The organism is Ruegeria sp. YTSC325 (assembly GCF_059609525.1).
This window is the reverse complement of the sequence record NZ_JBXWLY010000004.1, coordinates 1-20,055: the sequence shown is the minus strand read 5'-3', so window position 1 is coordinate 20,055 and position 20,055 is coordinate 1. Positions and strand designations below refer to the sequence as shown.

The following is a 20,055-nucleotide window of genomic DNA, read 5'->3' as shown; positions in this document are numbered from 1 at the left end:
CTCCGGTAACTAGGACGTCCGTTCAATAAAATCGCAGGTCAGCTTTACCAGTTCGGTGCCAACATCCTCTTGCAGAAAGTGGCCTGCCTTGGGCAGCACGACATGCGGTTGTCCCGCAGCGCCGGGGCACAGTTTTTGGAATATCTGATCGATCCCTGCCATGACTTTGTCATCTGCGCCAAAGGCCGTAAGAACCGGAGTTTTAAGTCCCTGTATCACCTCCCAAGCCTGCCTGTTAGGTCCAGCGGCCGGATCGTCCGGTGACGCGGGAACAAGCATGGGGAACTGGCGCGCTCCGGCTTTGTAGCTTTCATCGGGAAACGGCGCGTCATAGGCTGCCAATGTCTCGTCGGACAAGCTCGTCTCGGTTCCGCCTTGAAGGATGCCACCTGCCGGAAAAACCGGGACAGTCTGACTGAATGTCCGCCAATTTTCGAACGCCTCACCCATTGGCTGATCACCAGTGGGTAAAGCCGTATTCGAAACCACAATACGTGCGAATCTGTCCGGCATTTCTGCCCATAGTCTCAGGCCGATCAAACCGCCCCAGTCCTGACAGAACAACGTAATGTTATGTAGATCCGTTTTGCGAAGCCATTCTCCCATCCAGGCCACATGGCGCGCATAGGTGTAATCGTCGCGCTCGGTCGGTTTGTCCGACCGCCCAAAGCCAATCAAATCCGGTGCAATCGCCCGATGACCCTGCGCAACGAATCCCTTAATCATATGTCGGTACAGGTATGACCAACTTGGCTCACCATGCATCATCAAGACAGGCGCGGCCTCTTGCGGTCCTTGGTCGACATGGTGGATTCGCATAAACCCGCCTTCAGTGTCGTCGATCTGTGTGTAATGCGGAGTGAAATCGTAGTCCGACAACTCTTGGAAACGTTCGTCTGGTGTGCGCAGATATTTCATCTTTCACCTACTTTTTATGATGGGCTATTTAAATGAATGGCACGCACTTAGGTTGCCTGTCACATCACAATGCCTAGCAGCGGTTTCCGAGCACACCGTTTTTGCGGCGATCTTCTAGAGCTTGAGGGCTACGAGCCTTGAAAAAGCGATCCCTTTAATGCTGTCCTGAAGACCCCAGTATGGCGGCTGCTCAGGTTTGAAAAAATATTTTAACCTGAGCTGATTTTTTGCCTGAAAGGACTTGAACCCCCCAGACAACAATCGTAGATAGCGCCTCACCGTTGGGGTGTAGCCAAGTGGTAAGGCAGCGGTTTTTGGTACCGTGTATCGTAGGTTCGAATCCTACCACCCCAGCCAGTTCATCGGAACATGTGCGAATTACCCATAAGCGTGCAAATTTCACTCGGTTCGTGCAAATCGATGTCAATAAGTTTGTCTACTCACACTGTGTCGAAGATTTATCACCATCTGTGCATTTCTACTGAAAGCGCAGAACACTAGTTTTCCTCAGAAAATTGCTGCTGACTTTTTGTATCGAACCTCGGGTGGTTGATGCAAAGGCCGCGTCTAGGGTTCGCTCCAGATTTGTTGGTTCCGTTCCCAGATCTTCTCGCCAATCAGGCAGTCATAGTCTGAGGGTGCGATGTATTGGGCCTTCATAGCCTCTCCTATTGCTGGCGCTGACCCAATTTCCAGAACCAATTTTCGTCGTACGGCCTCCGCAAAACCTTGCCAGTCAAGCACCGGGATTACGAATGAACCAGGTCCGCCCGTCACACAGTTCTGATAGTAGACATCAAGATCGTCGAGGTGCCACTGACTCCCCATACCTTCACGGGTCATCAGCGGTAACCCATTTATGGTGATCGACTTCGACAATACTGCCTCACGGGCTTGCAAAACCGGGCGACCCTGATTGTTGGGCCCGTCGCCAGATACGTCGATAACTTTACGCAGACCTTCGAATTTGTTCCCTTCGATCATCCTTGCCCCGAAGATCAGGGCCTCAGAGATTGAAGTGCGGCGCAAGGCGGGATCGAAACGCGTGGTCAGAACACCCGCAAACTCATTCAGATCAGCGCGCGTTTCTAACAGCATCCAGTCAACAATAACGTCTTGTGTTCCCGCCCACTCGACGTATGTCAAAGCCACCCGTTGCAAAGGGCCCGACTGAACAGCGGCGAAGACTTCATCCGACATCAAGGCTGCGGCGTAACCCAGCCGCTGAATCTCGAGTTCTCGCTCAGTCATCGACCTTGAAACGTCGACAAGAAGGGCCAGTTCCAGATCGACTTCAATTTTCTCAGACGCGACAGGAGTTGCCGAGAGTGAGGCAATTGCGACAATTGCCAGGAGCAAGTTTCGTAGCATCACTTAACGGATGGCGCGATGCGCTGTTAAGTCAAGCTTCAAGTGGTTGATCAAGTTTTTGTGGACAAATAGCTCTACAACACGACGGCTTGGTTCAATCGTTGAGGATACGAATGTCACTTCAGCGGATATGCGAGAGGATCGCTTACTCGAACCGTTGTTCGCGCTTATTGTGCTCGTCAGATTCCTTTTCTCGATTGCTACGAACCGCCTGCCTCAGCACCTCAAGCTTTTCGGACACAGAAGCCCGGACCACATCTGAAGGATGCGACAGTAGTTCTTCAAAGGCCGTTGCACGGGCCTCCAAAATATCGGCAAGAGAGCCAGACCATCCACTAGGCCAAGCTCCTTCGAAAATCATCTGTAACACAGGTTCTTTATCGCTCGCCACATCAAGAAGGGCTTTTGCGTGTTCACTCACCGCGACTATCTTAGGATGATCGAGTGGGCTATTACCCGCTTCAACTGTCGAAAACGTCCTTATAGCCTTGGATAGCTTCTCGAGTTTTTCCTGTTCTGAGTTGGCCCAATCAATCAACTCACTTACGGGAGCCCGATTTAGTGCGGGCTCGCCACGACCGGATATACGTTCGCGGAATATCATGTGCGCGAGCCTGTCTTCCTTTTCGCTGCCGTCATAAACGCGCTCCAAAAGCAGTCTCGAAAAATTCGATATCAAGGGTGCAATTAGCTCCCCCAACTCAAAACTATACAGTCTGAAGGTTTCAACACCGTCACAGAGTAAGCGTACAATTTCACCAACCTGTTCTTGTGGAGCATCAGCCGTTAAGCAAAACTCTGCTACTGTATCAAGGTTGTGCTGATGACGGTTTCCTATGCTTTCACGATGCATTGCGCAAAAGCGTTCGATGGCATCGCGGCCAACCGCCAGCACGACTTCACTTGGGTAGTAATCGCTGTCTTTGTCCAAATGAAAGCGCATATTCAAGATGTCGAACACAACAAAGACCCCGTCGTCCATCTCCAGAATTGCAGTCAGGAGTTCCGCTAGTTTCTCGTCAGGTATGGGTTCGTGGATACGGCCAACACTGATTTGCGAAAAGCTCCACGGCATTAGGGCCTTTTGCTTAGCAAGCTCGATGAGTTTTTCCGTGCCCCAAGGCGCAATGTCAGCAGCGCTCAGAAGGTAGACAAAATGGTTGATGAGCTTCTCTTCCCCTAGCGTCGATTCCAAAAGGCTACGGAACAATGATGGGTCTTCGTTGTGCACTTGTCTCAAGTAGCCAAACAACAAGGTCGTGCGATGCTTCTCAGCACTCGACGAACGCAGATTTGAAACCAAGAATTCAAAGGTATCCTTCTTATTCTCACTCCCTTCTGCGATGCCCATGCCGAAGTAAACCAGAGCGTCAATGTGGTCTTCCCAAAGGCGGTCGCCAAGCTGGTCAATGTAGCTTCGTTCAACCGCTGCCAAGCGGCCTAAGCCAGCAACCTTGTCTCGAATTTGTTCCTCGTTTTCAGAATGCTTGCCTTCCCGAAACTCCATATGGTCCCACGTGTTGGTAAGGGCGTAGGCTTCAATTTCTGAGTAGGGGTCGCTCGGAGCGGTATACGCCTCCAGTTCCGCTAACTTTTCGAGATACTCATCATTGAGACGTTCCTTATCGTAGTATTGCGCACTCTTTATTGCCATCCAAACCGCAGGCCAACTTCCACCGGAACCATACTGTCGTATCAGATTTTCCAAGGACTCGAAGCAGCCAGCCCAAGTCCACAAGCCACGGAAATGGTCCGCCAACAAAGATTTGGAGGTGCCGACTATGTTGTCATCATTTGAAGCGAGACCTTGCTCCAAGATGGCGATGAAACCCTCGTACCACTCGAGCGCTTCTTCCTTGTTTGACGGCCGCCAACCGAACCCTCTTTTTCGCGCACCGAAGTCGAAGGGGCCAATTGAAGTCCAATGGTTTGCGTTGAGAGCCATATGAAAAAGTTCAACTGAGATTTCTCGCTCACGCTGGTTTGCGGAAAAGAAGAGCCGGCGTACAATTTGCTGTCGCTGTTTCGCCGAAGCAAGAGTGCCTGACAACAACAATGAAAAGAGCTGCTTGATTTGAGAAACAACGCTGTAATGGTTTTCGCCCTGTTTTTCACTCATCGCAAACTTGAGCATGAGCTCCATTGCGCGGTCAAACAGCTCGCTATCATATGCGAGATGCCTGAGTAGATGGACAAAGGTGCTGAACCTCGGGTTGCTTCGGCTGGCGAAGGTCGCATCTCGACACGCAACTTCCAAAGAAGACAGAATTATTTCTGGAAAGACTGGTGCGATGTAGTCCAAGCAGGCCAGCTGTTGTTCATCGCATTTTGCCAAGTCATGAAGGGGCGCTCCGTCCGCAATCCAGCTTTTTGCAAGCTCCTGTGCAGGTTCACAGTCGTGCAGATACCCCACGCGGTGGGCGCAAGACTTAAACAATCTGATATTCTCGGGTTTGAACAGCTCTTCGTTGATTTCATCTGGTTCAAGTACGTCCAGTACTCTGCGGGCAAGTTTGTTCGCAAGTGCATGTGGCAGCACAGCTCTCCAGTTGCCGCGCTTTTGCGCGAGTTGCCTGCGTAGCAGTTCGGCTTGCGCCTGCTTCAAATCTCTTTTGTTGGTCGCACCAATACGAGCCAGCGTTGCAAGTTCGTCGTTGTACTCAGTAGCGGAGACATTGAATGAATAGACCAAAGAAAGCAGTTCTGCGCTTTCCAACAAGTCTGTGTTCGCATCATTTCGCTGATTGAAAAGACGCTTGAACAATACTTCGTCCGAGAAGCTGCTCAGCGTTTCTTCGGGCTCGACACGAGCCGCAAGTGCGAGGGCTACCCGCGCATTTCCACCTGCAAATTCAGAAATCTTGTCGGCGTTGACCCGATTGAGGTCGGGGAAACGGCGGCGGACTAGTTTGGATACTGTTTCTTCGCTTGAAGGTTCGATGTGGACTACTTCTGTCTCTTCCGGTTTGTCGTCAGAGATGTCGTATTCAACGGTAATCAGCCGCAGTTTGGTCCCAGAATTTGTAACCTTTTTCTGCAACTGCCGATGAACGTCTGGAGGGCAGTTGTCGAGGATAAGGATGGCCGCGACATCATTGGCAATCAATGAGCTGACAAGTCCTGTGGCGGTTGGTTCTAGCTCTTCCCCTAAGTCTGCGTAGATAGTCGCAGTAGAAGGAAGAGCATCTTCGCCGACGGTCTCCTCAAAAAGCGCTTGAACAAATCGAGTTTTGCCGACACCTGAGAGGCCCGTAACTCTTGTGGCGCTACCAAATGGCTGGACCCGTTGTCTCGTCTCATTGATGGCCTCAATTAGGGGTAGTGGGTCGCGATTTGACCCAGATGAAAATTGAACACATGGATGGTCATCAGCCAGATAGTCATCTTCCAAAGCTTCCGGCGTGGCAGCCCATCTACCAAAAGTAGTCCAACCTGAGAGGGGTTTTCCAAGCTTATTCCGCGCCCAAAGAGAAACGCCAGGGTGACGCCGTAACCATGCCGCAAGACGGTCTCTGCCGTAGAAATCGAGATAAAGTTTTTTGCGGTGCTTTAAGGATGCAACGGCTTCGTTCATCCCAGCGATGCGGCGGTCAAGCATGTCTTTTGAGCAATCATCTTTGCCGCTGACGATGATATAGCTTCCGCCTCGCTTTGCGAGTTCCCTGATGATTGGACGTACGTTACCTTTCTCAAGCATTTCCTTCTTGCAGTTGGCACGGCTCATCGAGTGTTTTTTGACCTGAAAGCCTGTGTCCGGATGTGGCAAGAAATTTGGGGAAGATAGTTCACCGAGGTCGAATACGGACACGTCAAGCCCACCGTCTGGTGCTTCTTGAGCGCCACCCCAGTTCACTTTTGAAGTGGGCAGTCCCTGTGTGACAGCTTCTGCCTCACATAATCTACCAACCAGTTCGCGCAAATCAGCGTCGTTGAGGTTGGAAATATCAGATGGTTCAAGTTCGAAAAGTATCATGCAATTGGAAATTCCGCTTAGTTGAATGCTGATCAAAGGCTAGCACAAGCTGCAACCAATCCAGTGATTGCTGCAACTAGAGCGAACCAGCCGGTGGCTGTTTCGTACCAACCTTTCGAGGCTGCCTTAGCAATCTGCTTACGTGCTTCATTTTGCTCTCTCGCTCGGTCATCTGCTGGCGAACCATACGGCGGTCGTATCGTTGAAATTTATCCTTTGAGTAGACGAAGTACGAAATTCGAGCTCGCAGCGAAAGTCAGCTCTGACGGGCCGCGTCGCAGCAATCTAGACCGAACGGCAACGGCAGCAAAGGGCCGTCCGCAAGACTTTGCAAAGACCGCTTTCTGCGCACTACGCTCTAACAAGTAAACTCACTGAACGCCGGATTTTTACTCATTTCGTCGACGATTTGGCTCCAGCCAACCATCTTTATGCAGTAAAGCTTCGACATCCTCGCGCAGAAAGAGCGGTCCATAGTCCTCGCCGTTTGGCGCAAACCTATTCAATTTCTTTAGCAAAAACCTCCTATAGTGACCAAAGTCGTCTCTTATTGTCTTCGAAGTCACGAAGCGTTTGTGAAACTCCTCAATGTCTCCGATTGAGGCATAGATCCAGTCACCACCGTATTTTGGATGCGGCCTATGAGTTGCGGGTGTGTGGCCGGCAGAAGAAAGCCTTTCAAACCATCCCTGAGTACGTATTCCAACCGAACGACCAAACGCAGCCGCAGTGATCATTGGACCACCTGTGGACTCTACCTCTTCGTTCTTCATCGCGTCGATTTCTTCTTTCAGAACGCAAAAAGCGGTGTAGCCTTCAAGGTCCACCCGCCGTCCTAGTTGGAGTTTCTGGACTCGCACCTGCTTGATGATAGCGGCTAAACTCAGATTAGTGCGGTTTTTAGCGTCTTGAATCCGCTCCCAGCTCTCGTCAATTGCTTCGAGTGATATCGCGAGCTCGTGGAGTTCATCAACCAGTGCGACACCATCTGAAATGCGCCAAGGTGACTTTACTTTTGCGTTGGGAATCCGTCGTACTAGGATTTCACTTTGAGCCAGCGATGCAAACTCTCCTTTTGTTGCGCCTATCGCTTGTTGCATGGCGATTGGGCCGACCAGCGTCGGTATTTCAGCCAACAATTCAGCATATTTTACGGCTTCAAAAGTCTTGCGTGCCGCAGGCCTGTCGTCGTCAGAACCAATTGCGCCAGCGTGAACCAGAAACTGCTCAATTAGCGATTGCCCGATGCCTGTTTCTTGAGAAGCCGTAATGATTGAATGCAGTTTCCGTTCCGGTTGCACTATCCCCAATACGGTTTCTCCGGCAGCAACTGGCCAGTGGCGGATGATGCAGTCCCGCAGTATTTTTCGGAACGGGGCGAAGTCAACTTTTTCCAAGTGCGCTTGACCAAAATCAACAAACATACGGCCAAAGGCCTTCTGTGGCCCGGCTTTGGCAGCCTCTGCAAGCTTGGCAAGCTGATCTAAAGCGCCATTGATCTTGGCCTCTCCTTGGCTTGCTGCCTGAAACCCAAGAGCGCGGGCCCTCCGCAGCTGCGCAAACTGGTCCAAGTCAGATGAGGCTTCCAACCGTAAGAGCTCTGTCCCAAGAAGCGTGCAGAATGTTGTTGCGGCATAAAGAGTATGGCCGGACAGCCACGTGTCGTCGGCTCCGGTTCGCAGTCGTGAATCGAGCCAATGATCGTAGGGCGATATCTCGACTTGAGGCAGCTCCAACCGGCGTTCTTGGATATCATCCAAAATCGCCGATAAACGAGACGAAAAGTCATATCTTTCTGTTAGGGAATTCCGTTCCCAAAGCTCTACCAACGGGTGTGAGTGCTTAATGCAAAGATCAACTTTCCGAAACTGCCAATCCCCACGCATCGTCATATGAGCATGAGGTTTAATTTGTTCAATCTCAGCGTCTTCACGTAAACAATGCGGGCAGCCTCGGATTACCGGATTTCTAAGTGAACGAGACCCGAGGACTTCATCCCGAAAAACCATCCTAACGTCCCCGGCGACTTTTCCAGTCCATGAAACGAGTTCTTCGACCTCAGTTCCCGTCAACCCGCTGCAAGTGGTCAAGTAGTCCAAAGCAACTTCATCCAGTTGAACTATCTTCTTGAGTGAAAAACCCATGTCCAAGGCGAAGTTAGATGCGCTCACACCATTTACTGCTGCCATACGTGACAGAAACGATGGGATCGTTTCTCTGAATTTTGGTTCGACGCGAAGGGGAAGAGGCTTGGACACAATGTGCAATCGTTTACTGCGGCTTGGATCAGTTCCGCCTGTATGATCAAGCTCCTCTACTAAGTCCACCGCTGTTCTGATATTCGCGAAGGAGACCCTTTCGTGATTTTTTGCCAATCCTTTGGCCACTTGTTCTCTTTAATCCATTCATCCGTCCACTCTGCCACCTCGTTGGGCCTTGGAACGACCTTCACTACGTGCGCTTGAACAACAGCTAACAATGCCGGTCAGAACTCTTCCTCCGTTTTCAACCGTGCTCGAATCTCGGCAAACAAGTCATCTGTGGAAACGGATTCCAACGGACGACGGAGCACCTCTTCTTAAGACAGCTCATCACTCATCTCCTTCGCTGCTTGGAAGCAGTTCCACAACCGCTCTACCTCATCACTTGGATCATCTGAGACCCGCTCGTTCGCTTCCAGCTGATCACGCATCTCATCAGACAGCTGATTGGCAGGGAGAATGTCCACTTTTTGCAGATAGCCGGCGTCTGCCTCCGCAAGTAGGCGTTCGATTAGGGCTCCTGTTGCCGAAGAATCCGAGTAGATCCAACCAGATGCACAGCTCTCAATAAGATCCAGTGTTTGATTGGCTACATCTACGGCGGCTGGAGCCGTCGAAAGGTTAATAGGAGATGCGTCCAAGACCTGCGTGGACCACGACAGTGCAGGGTAGATGCGAGACGACCAAATTCGGGCTTCGTCATCCACCACCCTCAAAACCGCGATTTCAACTGGGTAGAATTGTCCTCTGAGGGCGACGATCCTCAGATCGCAGAACGCCAGGCTGATAATGGGTTCTGGCAAGCCAAGATCCTTGTTGACGCTGCCAGAGCCATTGGTGATCTCCACTTCGTTCTTTTCATCACTCATCGAAGGGGTTCCAATCGCCTTGCTCCTGACAGTGCGCGCACAGGGAAGTTGCCTTGTTCTTCTTCCGTACGATACCCCCGACATGACCACATCTTGCACATGTGCGCTTGCTGTCCAGTACAAGACGTTCGAGCGGGAGATCCAGGCATTGATCGTACCGACGGAAGATGATCTGGATTGAACCGTCTGAGCCCGTCGTCACATCCGAGATCTGCACTTGAATCGGTGTCTCAGAGGTCTCTCGAACCAGATGCTCCGCCTCTGCCAGGAACCGGCCAAGCAAGACCAGCCTGCCCGGACCAATGCTTGGCCATAATGATGCCGTATCAGCGCTCACCAGGTCTGGAAAGCGATTTGCTACGTTGAGCTCAAGATCTGTTGGCCACATCATCTCAGCGCCTTCAAACCGATCTTCGAGGTAGCGGTTGTAACACCAGCAACAAAGGGTGAGTAAGTATCCCCTTATGTTTTGGATTTCGGCAGAATTTCCGCATCTCTCACACCTCCTCTCGATCTCTTCGACACGCGTCTCCAGCTCATCGAGGATATTTCGATTGCATTCTCGTGTGTAGATGCGCAATCCGCCGAGTTTTTGCTTGATCTGCACGACCACCGGCAACTCATCCCCAAAGATATCAGGGTGTTGTGCAACACTGCGTTTTACATCCTCAAGCACCAGTGCGAGATGGTCAGCCCATCCCTGGCGAGGCTCTCCAAGCTCCCTCAGCACGCTTGTGCGGATGTCATTCCAGTCGACAACCTGTTTCATCACCCATCCTTCAGCGCGTCAGCTTTCTCATGAACTGCTACCATGCGGTTGATTTACCGCAAAACGGCATCCAAGCGATGCTTGGCAGTCTTGTGGTCGCCAAGACGGTTGCCATCAACGAAGTTAAACGAGTCCCGGTCTAGGGCAGAAGCGGGCCTCGCAAATAGCCCGGCCATTGCTGTTGATCAGTGATTACTCGGCGGCCAAAGCCTTCTGCCTGCAATAACACGATGCCTTGATCGGCACCTCGGCGCGGGCAGTGGCCTTGTCCAGTTGTAGCTTGATGTGGGCGGCTTCGACCGTTTCACCGCGCCTGGTGAGACATTCGTGCAGGCCATGCAGGCTCCAGACGTTACCCGGATGCTGACAGGCCCGACTAAGCGTTGCATCCAGGCCAAGGTCTGCACGGTAAACAGCTTCGGCTTCCTCCATCTGGCCCTGTTCAAGAAGAAGAGCACCCAGCGCATGACGGGTGGGTTGCATCCAGCCCCAGGGCTCGTCGTATGGCAAGTTGTCGTCGATCTCGACTGACTTTCGCAGATGGTCAAAGGCCGTCTCATACTCTCCTGCGTGATAGGCCAGCTCACCCAGCATCATTTGCTCAGCGACCTTCAGAATGTCCTGGCATGTGTTGTTGAACAGCATTCGGGTCTCAGGAACTCTGGCCAGAGCATCATAGAACATGGCTTTTTCACTCTCGGCTTCGGCGACCCTGTGTAGGTTGGCCAAGGCAACCGTCCTTGCGTACCGCATCATGGCAATTGTCACGCTGTAAAGCTCTTCATCCTCTGGCAGATCCTGATTGAGAATATCCTGCCAGCGACCAAACCTGATCAGCACATGTTGCTTCATTGGTATGAAGCCTTCAAACCAGTCCGCCATCGGCCGAAGAGTGTCTGACGGCAAGGTGTCGATCAGCTCATCGGCGGCTTCGATTGCTGCCGATGGTTGCCCCAAGAACATCGCACCGTATATTTTAAAGTGATAGTTGTGGCACCGATAGACGGAATAGAAATTGTCAGGGCCTTCGCGCTTCAGAAACTTGCGATCTGCCAATATGGCTTTGTGATTGCGCAGTACCACGTTCATGTAGTCTCCGCACAACACGTCGATATGGGTCGGCATGTGCAACAAATGCCCGGCCTCGGGCACCAGCGTGCTGAGCACATCGCCGTGACGCAGTGCCCGTTCGGGGAGGGGCGACATTTCCATCAGGTGAATGTACATGTGCAATAGTCCTGCGTGCTCCCATGCTCCGTAAAGTGTATCGAACGCATTTTCGAGCACGGATATTGCCTCGAGCGTATCGGCCCCTTCGGCGGGCTTTCCGGTCGGCAAATCCCAAAGCTGCCAAGGTGTCCGGTTCATGAGCGACTCGGCCAGAATCGCAGACACGTCCAGGTCCTGATCGAATTCGGAGTGAACCTTTCGCATCGCATCAGCGAAGGCATCATTCCACGGGCTGAAATCCTCAATATCCGATGAGGATGGATAACGCGCTGGAATGGCATCGATTAGCGCGCGTTCAACAGGCGTCAGCCGGTCCTTTAACGACGCAGCAGCCTGGATTGACGCTTTCGCCAAGGCGATACAGTCAGGCTTCTCGTCTTCTTCGAATGTTTCCCAGGGCTTGTTGTAGTTCGGCCCAATACAATACGCGATGCCCCAGTGCGCCATTGCGCAATTTGGATCCGCAGCCACGGCATTCTGAAAGCAAACAATCGCTTCTTCGTGGTTGTACGCGTAAGTCCAAGCCAAACCACGATCAAACCAAAGCTGGGCTTCGTCCGACGAGGTTGTGATCTTTCGGCTGTAGCTACCGAGATCATAGTATTCCATCACAATAACCCCCAAATTAAAGGTAGTAGATTACCACAATGGGTTGTTTCTCGATACTAGCGACATCAAAGCCGATCCAAGGCATAGACCCGTCTTATTTGAGTTCCATTAGATCGAAGCACTCTTCTGGGCGACTGATCAGCTTGTTGGCCGCGTGAGTGACGCGCCGTCCAATCCCTCCACAGTAGCCCACCGACAAGACCACAAACACCGCTCGCACAATCCTAAGACGGGCTTTTGAGAAAGCTGATGTTAGCAGTCAGATTGGTCTTTTCCGCCAACTATCACTTTTGGGGCTTGGTAACGTCGTGCGACAGCCTCCGTTCTAAGTGGCGTTGAAAACGTGTAATTTGCGCTCATTGCGGGCGTCAAAAATGCGGGCACCCTATCCTTCTAGCGTGGCAACTGCATGGTCGTGAGAGGTATGCGGTCGATGCATGTTGAGAATGCGTCGAGCTTCATTCGATTGTCCTGAAATTGCCAGAGCATGCGCCAATGAAAACTCAATAATGTCGCGTTGCGCCCGGCTACCACCAAGGCGTTCGTGCTCAGACATGACCCTGACGAATTTCTCAATCGCTTCATCCGCATTTCCATCCGCCAACGCACGGAATGCGCCTGCGACCGAAGCAACGGTGGGGCCTGCGGGTCCCTTTGCGCCGTCAATGGTTGTTTCCAGACGCTCTCTGTTTCCAGCCATCGCATGCGCAAGAGCAGCGTGAACATCCGCAAAAGCCAAGCCAGGTGAAGGAAAGAACTGAACAGCATAGTCGCTGAGTTGTTGCCAACGCTCCTGAGGAATTTGCTCGCCAGTCAAAAAGGCGCGGTGAACAATTGCCACACTATCAGTCAGAACGTTCAGTGGTGGCGCAGGAGGTCGGTCGGGGGAAACATAATCATCGAACAGCTTCCACATACCTGCCACATCGCCGCTCTCAAGCGCCCACAGAGCGACGTGCCAGCTGAGATGGCAGTGCAGATACGCTGTGAAGGGATAGTCTTGCCAGAATTCGCGCAGATAAGCGTAGCCAGCGTCCGTCTCCCCGTTCTCATAGTAGAGATGGGCCCTGACATGTGCACTGTGTGCGCTGTCTGGCTTCAACTCAAGCGCGCGCTCGATGTTTTCCGCGGCCGGGCCGATCTGTCCGGCCTCCATCTGGGCAAATGCATGCTGGCAGAGAAACCACCAGTCGTCGCCATAGTGTGGCTTCAACAGGGTTGTGTACGCAAGCTGCTCCGCCTCGCGTCCAGCCTGACCTGAAAACCCTATTAAGCCAAATACGCTGGTACATGTCTGAGCAAGCAAAATATCTCGCGGATGGTCTGTGACGTGATCTCGGATGCGCCTGTAGGCCTGCGGTGCACGCCCCTCAATGAGATCGCTGATAATGTCGATCTGGGCGGCTTCGCGCGGGCTGACGCCATGCGACAGTTCCTTTGCGACGGCTATTTCACGCTTTGCATCTTGTCCACGCCCGACAGTAACAAGGTAGCGCGCAAGCCCAACATGGGGCATGGCAAAGCTATCATCTGCCTGCATTGCAGAACGGTAAGCTTCTTCAACATCATCAAAAGCACCCAGAAATCGGTCGATGCCTTCAACGTAGGCGTCTCGCGCAGTTTGTGATGTGGTCGTTAGCGGGCTTCCGTACCGATCTTCAAGCATCCAAACCTTCCACTATCTGTACCAAACCTGTCCGTCAGTGAGCTATATGAGCATGCCTACCCATAAACGAGTCAAAGGAAATCGACGTTCCGAGGCGCCATGATTTCAGCATCCGTTTCTTTCAGAAGTCTCATTAAATCATCAACATGCCGTTTAAACCATATTTGCTATATCAAATCCCGATTTTCCAAAATTGGACTCCGAAAGCAATTTTGGGGATTATTCCATACGGCTCGACCCGCGTCCGGTTAGAGGAGAACGTAGGTATGACAACCCAAACTCGCCCGCTCATTGATACGGCTTGGTTGGCAGATAACCTGACTAACCCGAAACTACGCATCATTGATGTTCGCTGGAAGTTTAGGGAGGAAAACGGCAAGGGCGTGGCCTATGACGATAGGAGCGAGTTCCAAGCCGAGCACATTCCTGGCGCCGTGTATGTTGGCATGTCGACAGAGCTTGCAGACAGCACTCAGAACATTCCCGACATGATGCTCGGGCCAGAGGATTTTGGGAAAAGGATGCGCGAGTTGGGTGTTTCCAACGACAGTCATGTCTTGGTCTACGATGACTCCGGGCTTCCGTTGGCGTCTGCGCGTCTTTGGTGGGCACTTTCGCATTATGGCCATAAAAACGTGCAGGTCTTGGACGGCGGCTTGCAGCAATGGAAACTCGAAGGTCGACCCACTGAAACTGGCGATCCAACCGTTGAGCATGGTGACTTTAAACCAACAGTGCAGAGCAATTGGATTGCCCGCAAAGCTGATGTCTTGGATGCGATGGGTAAGCCCGAGGTCAGAATTGTGGACTTTCTACCAAACGACCTCTTCCGAGGCGACGGAGTTCACACATGGGGAGGTCGCTCGGGACATATCCCCAGTGCGGTCAACATACCGGCGATATCGAACATCGATCCGGACTTGGCACACACACCCATATCCGAACGTGCAGCTAAACTAAAGGAACGTGGGTCATTCAAGTTGGCGGATCATTCCAAGCTCCTCAAGCACTATCAGGACAAGGGAATTCAAACTGACGATGAGGTCATCGCCTATTGCGGCCGTGGCATAGCTGCTTCTTGTGGGCTCCTTGCGCTGCGCCAAATGGGGTTTGAAAAGTCCCGCCTGTATGATGGTTCATGGGCTGAGTGGAGCGCCGATGAGAGCCTGCCGGTTGAAACATCGTGAGACTACGATTTTGGGTCACTGAGGGTGGTCCGTTTTTGACGCGTTGCTAGGAGGATTTTTTGATGGCGGACAATTTTCGGCTGACCAAAGAAGCTGCGCAGAAGTACAACAACCATAGTGTGCCTGCGATGTTCGGCCCATTGGCTGAAGCAACCATGGAGAAGGTTCAGCTTCGAAGCGGGACTTGTGTCATCGACATTGCATGCGGCACCGGGGCTTTGACGCGAGAGATTGCAAGGAAACTGACGGGCGAAGGGCGGGTGGTTGGCGTAGATCTGAACGAAACCATGATTGAGGTCGCGCAGTCCAATCAGCCGGATTGTCGTCATGTGCTCGAGTGGTATGCAGCAGATGTAACCGAGTTACCTTTCGAAAATGCTACGTTTGACTATGCCTTCATACAACAGGGGCTTCAGTTCTTCCCCGACAAATCCACCGCTTTGCAGGAAGTTCATAGGATCTTACGCAATGACGGTCAGCTATTTTTGACATGTTGGCGCGCAGTGTCGCCCTTCAATGGAGCGCTTGCAAAAGCTCTCGAACGGCATGTTGGAACAGATGCCGCAGTAAAAGCCAGAGCGCCTTTTTCGTTTCGAGATGGGGACCTCATTTCGAACTTGTTGGTCGATGCAGGCTTCAAGATAGCTCGTCACGAGCCATTGGTACTTGAGCGAAGATTTATTGATCTTCGCGCGCAAATCATGGCGCTGCCAATCGAAACCGATCTTAGGGATGCAGGTGCTGACGTCACCAACAAGGTCGTGGAAGAGGTTGCAGACGCCTTGTCTAGATATGACAAAGAAGGCGTATTGCACGTACCGCAAGAAGCGCACCTATTTGTCGCCGCGGCATAGGTCAACGACCACTGACTTAGTTCTCCATTACGATCTTTGCCATGGTCGAAAGACAATGCGGCATTAGTGGCGGCCGAGCCTGGCTCGGCGTTGACGGTTGAGTCTGCATCAAACTATACTTTTGCCATGGCTAGTGGAAAATACATCGACGATTTGTCGGTTGGCGAAACCTTCGAAACCGGAGGCGTTACGCTGACCGAGGGAGCGATTATTGACTTCGCACTGGTTCATGACCCGCAGCCCTTCCACGTTAACAAAGTGGCTGCCGCAGAGTCGATTTTCGGCGGTCTCATAGCCAGTGGATTTCAGACAATAGCGCTTACTTTCAGGTTGTTCCGCGACACTGGTGTACTTACCGGCACCAATCTGGGTGGACATGGTATGGACGAGGTGCGGTGGCTGGCACCTGTGTATTCCGGTGACACGATCAGCGTGCGCGTCACGGTTGAGGCAATTACACCATCACGTTCGAAGCCCGACCGGGGAACGGTCAAATTCCGATACCAGACATTTAACCAGAACGATGTTGAAGTTCTTAATCTGATCATGCACCACGTGATGGCATATCGGAGTTAAGGCAGTTTGCAGCGACTTGGGCGCGCCGATCAATTTGACCTCCCATTGTCTTCTCCAAGAGTATCCTGGGGCTCGTCGCATAAGGCTTCTATTCGCAATTGCGGTCTTGGCGCACATGCAAAAAAGCTTGTTCGCGTGTTCTCAATCCTTATTGCCTAAATAACTACTTGTAGATTGCCGCATAGCGAGGTGCGAAGAACTTAACGAAGGCTCTAACCTCTGGCCGACGATAGGCTTCCGGCGAAATGAGCATTAGGTGCGGCACCGCAAGTTCAGGGATTTCGTCGAAACATCGGATAAAAGACATGTCTGTTTCAACCAGCTTGACATTGCTGATCCCAAGACCTTGCCCTGACCTGATCGCCGCATGCATTAGCTCCAGTTCAGTGAAAGACATGACGATCTGGTCCGGCTCCACGTGATTGGTCAACCATTCGTGGAATACATTTGGTACATCGTCCCGCTGAAAGGTAACAAACTGATGCCCGGCCAGATCATTAGTTGACCCCGGTAAGCCAAATTTGTCCGCGTAATTTCTGCTGCCGAACAAAGACCAGCGGGCCGTGCTGATCTTACGACAGATCAGGTCAGGATCGGGATGGGTTCTTGCAAGGCGCAAAGCAATGTCGGCCTCGCCCGCCATCAGGTCCAGCGCCCGAACGCTGGACAAAAACTCGAATGCGACATCCTGATTGTCGGCCGAAAACTCGTTTACGATTTCAATCATGCGTGCAGAGAAGTTTGCTGAATAAGCGGTGATACGGATGGGTTGTGTCGACGTCATTTCTTTCGCGTAATCGGCAAATTCAAGGACTGAAGTCTCGATTGCTTCGGCGAGGGGAACGAGGCGAAGGGCTTCTGGGGTCGGTTTGAACCCGTGCGTACCGCGCTCAAAAAGCGTCAAGCCTGTTTCTCTTTCGAGAACATCAATGCGTCGTGCAACCGTCGGTTGGGAGACCTTTAGCTTTCTGGAGGCCGCAAGCGTCGACCCTTCTCTGAAGACAGAGAGGAACACACGAATATCCGACCAATTTCGGAACCCGCTCTTCATTTTTGTAGAACAGCACAATTTTGTGCCGGATACCAGAAAAACGAGTGAACAGTTACCGTTGTTGCGACAGCGCAAGTAACTCGGAAAGGACCACGAGATGGCTTCTCATACAATGTCACCCAGCATCTGGACCGTATTTGGTGGACTATTCAGTTGGACCGAAAGAGCCTTTCCCGAAACCCGGAAGCCGAGGCCTACAGCCAACGATCTTCACGCGGAACGCGACTATATTAATGACGTGATCTGGAGTAATCCCGATGCGTTTTCGAGTGAGCTTGACGTACAGAACATGATGAATCTGTATCCAGGCAGGTTCTGACGACAATTAAGTATGGACAAAAGACTCGCAGCACTTGTTGGGGCGACTGTGACACCAATGGGGGTCTCTTGAATAGCGACTTTCATGAAGCCCGCGAGAGAACCTAGGCCGATTTACTTCGCTCAATCACCCCTTTTTGCGCACCACGACGATAAATTGGGTCATCGAAAAGAAGAAGCGTCCAGTCCTTGCAAGGCTGAGCTGCTCATCAAACCACGATTGCGCAACTGCGGGATCAACATGGTCATTTGCGACAGCGTATTGCTTCATGAGGTGCATCATCATGATTGCGAGGCCATCAGGCTTCAACTGGTGATCTGTCATTGTGAACGACAAGACATCTTCCACATGGTTGCCGCGAGCCTTTATCAGCGCGGGCAGTCTTTCCGGGACGGAACCACTCACAAAATGCTGGTTCCAGGACGTCAGCATCTTTTGCACTCTGCTAGGCTCATCGCTGAACCAAATCAAGCTGCCAAAGTGCAGATCGCTGATTACAAGCCGCCCGCCGGGTTTGACGCACCGCAGTGTGTCAGCCAACGCACCGTCTACGTCTTCGATGTACTCAAAGACCTGTACCGAGACGGCCTTGTCAACACTCTCATCCTCAATGGGCAAGCTATTCGCGGCACCAGCATGAAACTCCACGTTTGCATAGTCACGGCATCGTTCTCTTGCGGCTGCTGTCATATCCTCGCTTGGATCGATCCCGATGACATAGCCATCCGAGCCAACTGCGCGGGCCAACTCCGCTGTTAACATCCCGTTGCCACAACCGATGTCCAAAATAGTTTCACCGGGAGCAGGGCGCAGCGCATCAAATGACGCTTGTCGTCGCCGCGTCAATTCAGCTCCCTGATAGGCGGTTTCTAGTAATCTCGTTGTTTCAGCGTCAAACTTAAGCAACTCTCCACCCTTACAAAGCCCACAGGTCTCCAAACCTTATCAGAAAATGGGTTATCTACGAAAAGCAGGATGGATCGTTGAGTCTTGAGCATGGATCCACCAACATCAAATGAATGCGCCGACTTGATCCGACGAATGATATAACCTCGAGAGCGAAGGACGCATCTGCCGTTTTATCGGACCAGCTTTTTGTCGTCGTTCGAACGTAAGAACAACATCAATTCAGGGGATGTCGAGGCCGTTCTCTCGTCCAAAATCGGTATAGAAAGTGTCGCTGCGGTATCGATCCAAAGTGGCTTCGTCTGCTTGTCTTGGGTCGTTGCCAGGGCTTTGAACACCGGTTCCTTCTATGAAACGGTTCACGAGATTAAAGACACCACAGACCTGGATAGCATCGAACAACGCACTCTCCGACCAGCCTGCCGCATAGACCGCTTGGGCGTCTGCTTCCGTCATTCGGGATGGAGAGACAGTAAGCTTTTCGATGTATGCCAGCAACGGTTTGAGACGATCCTCGACGGGAGCCGTATCGCGGTTTTCCATCAGTGCCTCGATTGTCTCGACTTCAATACCGTAGGCTTTGGCGAAAACGATGTGCGCCCCATGGCAATACGCACAAGCATTCAAGCCAGAGACATAAGCTGCGATTAGTTCACGTTCAGCAACCGAGAGATCGCTCTCGCCCCTCATCACAAGACTTTCGTACGCGCACAGCGGAGAAAGCTTGTCTGGAAAGGCTTGATAGACACTTCCAAGTTTCGCGTTCTCCGGCAGAGATGGAAACAGGCGTTTCATTTAATTCTCTTTCAATCTTGCTATGGATTACGTTTTCTCAAAGTGAGGAACCAACGTTGTTTACGCAACCTTAAAGCAATTTCGGGTTCCGCTCAGAGATTCTATTGGGATATTGCGAACGGTAAGTTTGCCAGACGACACCCCCAACTTGTTGCTGCTTGGTTAAAGGCAATTTCATTTGAGCCGTTCTCGTAAATTTGCAAAGTCAGCATTCTGCGCATCGCTGACGTAGTACAGTCGGGATGCTGCGCGGCAGAGAAGCGAAGCTTTGCCCGATAAAGCGGAAGTTGACCCGAGCCATCTCAACATCCGATTTCGGTGTAGTGGGTAGCTCTCGAAAAAGTCTTCGAGGTGCGATGCTCGCCGAAGCCCATCAAATCTGCGATGGACGAGTGTTGTTTCAATATTTGCGGCATGGGCCGGCACTTCTAGTGGTCTTGGTCTTTGTTCTACTTTTGCACTCTTATGCCTCCTGATTTTGGTCTTGCACGCTTATGCTTTACGCGTTGCACAGTTATGGTGTTTCATCAAATTTGCCGCTCTTTAAGCTGTTGTTTTTAAGAGGCCTTTTTGAACAACCTATGCGAGAAAGTGCTGATTCGTGCACGCTTATGCTCAATTTGCAACATGGAATGACAGCAGGCGCTTGGGTCACCGATACCCCAGAAATGCCCCCGTTTATGCCCCAGTTGTTTCGGGTG

Annotated in this window: 15 protein-coding genes and 1 tRNA gene; 4 read left to right on the top strand and 12 right to left on the bottom strand. The window is 51.8% G+C overall.

All coding sequences use genetic code 11. The annotated features are described in order from the left end of the window. Positions 1-9: 9 nt before the first annotated feature. The gene (locus AC2FF7_RS07425; protein ID WP_480867938.1) at positions 10-918 is read right to left on the bottom strand and encodes a haloalkane dehalogenase; all 909 of its coding nucleotides are present in this window, start codon (positions 916-918) and stop codon (positions 10-12) included. Positions 919-1,200: 282 nt separating this feature from the next. Between AC2FF7_RS07425 and AC2FF7_RS07420 the strand changes: the two genes are divergently transcribed. Then, positions 1,201-1,275, top strand: a tRNA-Gln gene (locus AC2FF7_RS07420). A gap of 210 nt (positions 1,276-1,485) precedes the next feature. Here AC2FF7_RS07420 and AC2FF7_RS07415 read toward each other — a convergent pair. The 7 genes from AC2FF7_RS07415 to AC2FF7_RS07385 all read right to left on the bottom strand — a co-directional run bounded on the left by AC2FF7_RS07415 (position 1,486) and on the right by AC2FF7_RS07385 (position 13,666). Beyond that, the gene (locus tag AC2FF7_RS07415) at positions 1,486-2,277 is read right to left on the bottom strand and encodes a DUF1194 domain-containing protein (protein ID WP_496905447.1); all 792 of its coding nucleotides are present in this window, start codon (positions 2,275-2,277) and stop codon (positions 1,486-1,488) included. 157 nt (positions 2,278-2,434) lie between these two features. Continuing rightward, a complete protein-coding gene (locus AC2FF7_RS07410; protein WP_496905446.1) occupies positions 2,435-6,262 on the bottom strand; it encodes a hypothetical protein in 3,828 nt (1,275 codons plus the stop codon). Positions 6,263-6,651: 389 nt separating this feature from the next. Then, complete coding sequence (locus AC2FF7_RS07405) at positions 6,652-8,637, bottom strand: TniQ family protein (RefSeq protein WP_496905445.1); 1,986 nt, start codon at positions 8,635-8,637, stop codon at positions 6,652-6,654. A gap of 203 nt (positions 8,638-8,840) precedes the next feature. Next, positions 8,841-9,392 carry a hypothetical protein gene (locus tag AC2FF7_RS07400; protein WP_496905444.1) on the bottom strand — a complete coding sequence of 184 codons (552 nt, stop codon included), beginning with the start codon at positions 9,390-9,392 and terminating at the stop codon, positions 8,841-8,843. After that, entirely contained in the window at positions 9,385-10,161 is a 777-nt protein-coding gene (locus AC2FF7_RS07395) for a hypothetical protein (protein ID WP_496905443.1), read from the bottom strand. Before AC2FF7_RS07395 ends, AC2FF7_RS07400 begins: the two co-directional genes overlap by 8 nt. Before the next feature lie 192 nt (positions 10,162-10,353). Further along, positions 10,354-12,000, bottom strand: a complete 1,647-nt coding sequence (locus AC2FF7_RS07390; RefSeq protein WP_496905442.1) for a hypothetical protein — start codon at positions 11,998-12,000, stop codon at positions 10,354-10,356. Between the two features lie 385 nt (positions 12,001-12,385). Then, entirely contained in the window at positions 12,386-13,666 is a 1,281-nt protein-coding gene (locus AC2FF7_RS07385) for a tetratricopeptide repeat protein (protein WP_496905441.1), read from the bottom strand. Between the two features lie 266 nt (positions 13,667-13,932). Here AC2FF7_RS07385 and AC2FF7_RS07380 point away from each other — a divergent pair, with 266 nt between their 5' ends. The 3 genes from AC2FF7_RS07380 (at position 13,933) to AC2FF7_RS07370 (ending at position 16,283) form a co-directional block, all read left to right on the top strand. Beyond that, positions 13,933-14,853, top strand: coding sequence for a sulfurtransferase (locus AC2FF7_RS07380; RefSeq protein ID WP_496905440.1), 921 nt, complete (start codon positions 13,933-13,935; stop codon positions 14,851-14,853). Positions 14,854-14,915: 62 nt separating this feature from the next. Then, entirely contained in the window at positions 14,916-15,707 is a 792-nt protein-coding gene (locus AC2FF7_RS07375) for a class I SAM-dependent methyltransferase (RefSeq protein ID WP_496905439.1), read from the top strand. A 66-nt stretch (positions 15,708-15,773) separates the two neighbouring features. Beyond that, the gene (locus AC2FF7_RS07370) at positions 15,774-16,283 is read left to right on the top strand and encodes a MaoC family dehydratase (RefSeq protein ID WP_214648111.1); all 510 of its coding nucleotides are present in this window, start codon (positions 15,774-15,776) and stop codon (positions 16,281-16,283) included. A 163-nt stretch (positions 16,284-16,446) separates the two neighbouring features. On the opposite strand, the gene AC2FF7_RS07365 is transcribed toward AC2FF7_RS07370, so the two are convergent. The 4 genes from AC2FF7_RS07365 to AC2FF7_RS07350 form a co-directional block, all read right to left on the bottom strand. Continuing rightward, a complete protein-coding gene (locus AC2FF7_RS07365; RefSeq protein ID WP_496905438.1) occupies positions 16,447-17,298 on the bottom strand; it encodes a LysR family transcriptional regulator in 852 nt (283 codons plus the stop codon). Positions 17,299-17,779: 481 nt separating this feature from the next. Beyond that, entirely contained in the window at positions 17,780-18,559 is a 780-nt protein-coding gene (locus tag AC2FF7_RS07360; RefSeq protein ID WP_496905437.1) for a methyltransferase domain-containing protein, read from the bottom strand. Positions 18,560-18,781: 222 nt separating this feature from the next. Then, entirely contained in the window at positions 18,782-19,354 is a 573-nt protein-coding gene (locus AC2FF7_RS07355; RefSeq protein WP_496905436.1) for a carboxymuconolactone decarboxylase family protein, read from the bottom strand. 514 nt (positions 19,355-19,868) lie between these two features. Beyond that, positions 19,869-20,055: hypothetical protein (locus AC2FF7_RS07350; RefSeq protein ID WP_496905435.1), on the bottom strand; the 187-nt coding region annotated here is incomplete at its 5' end.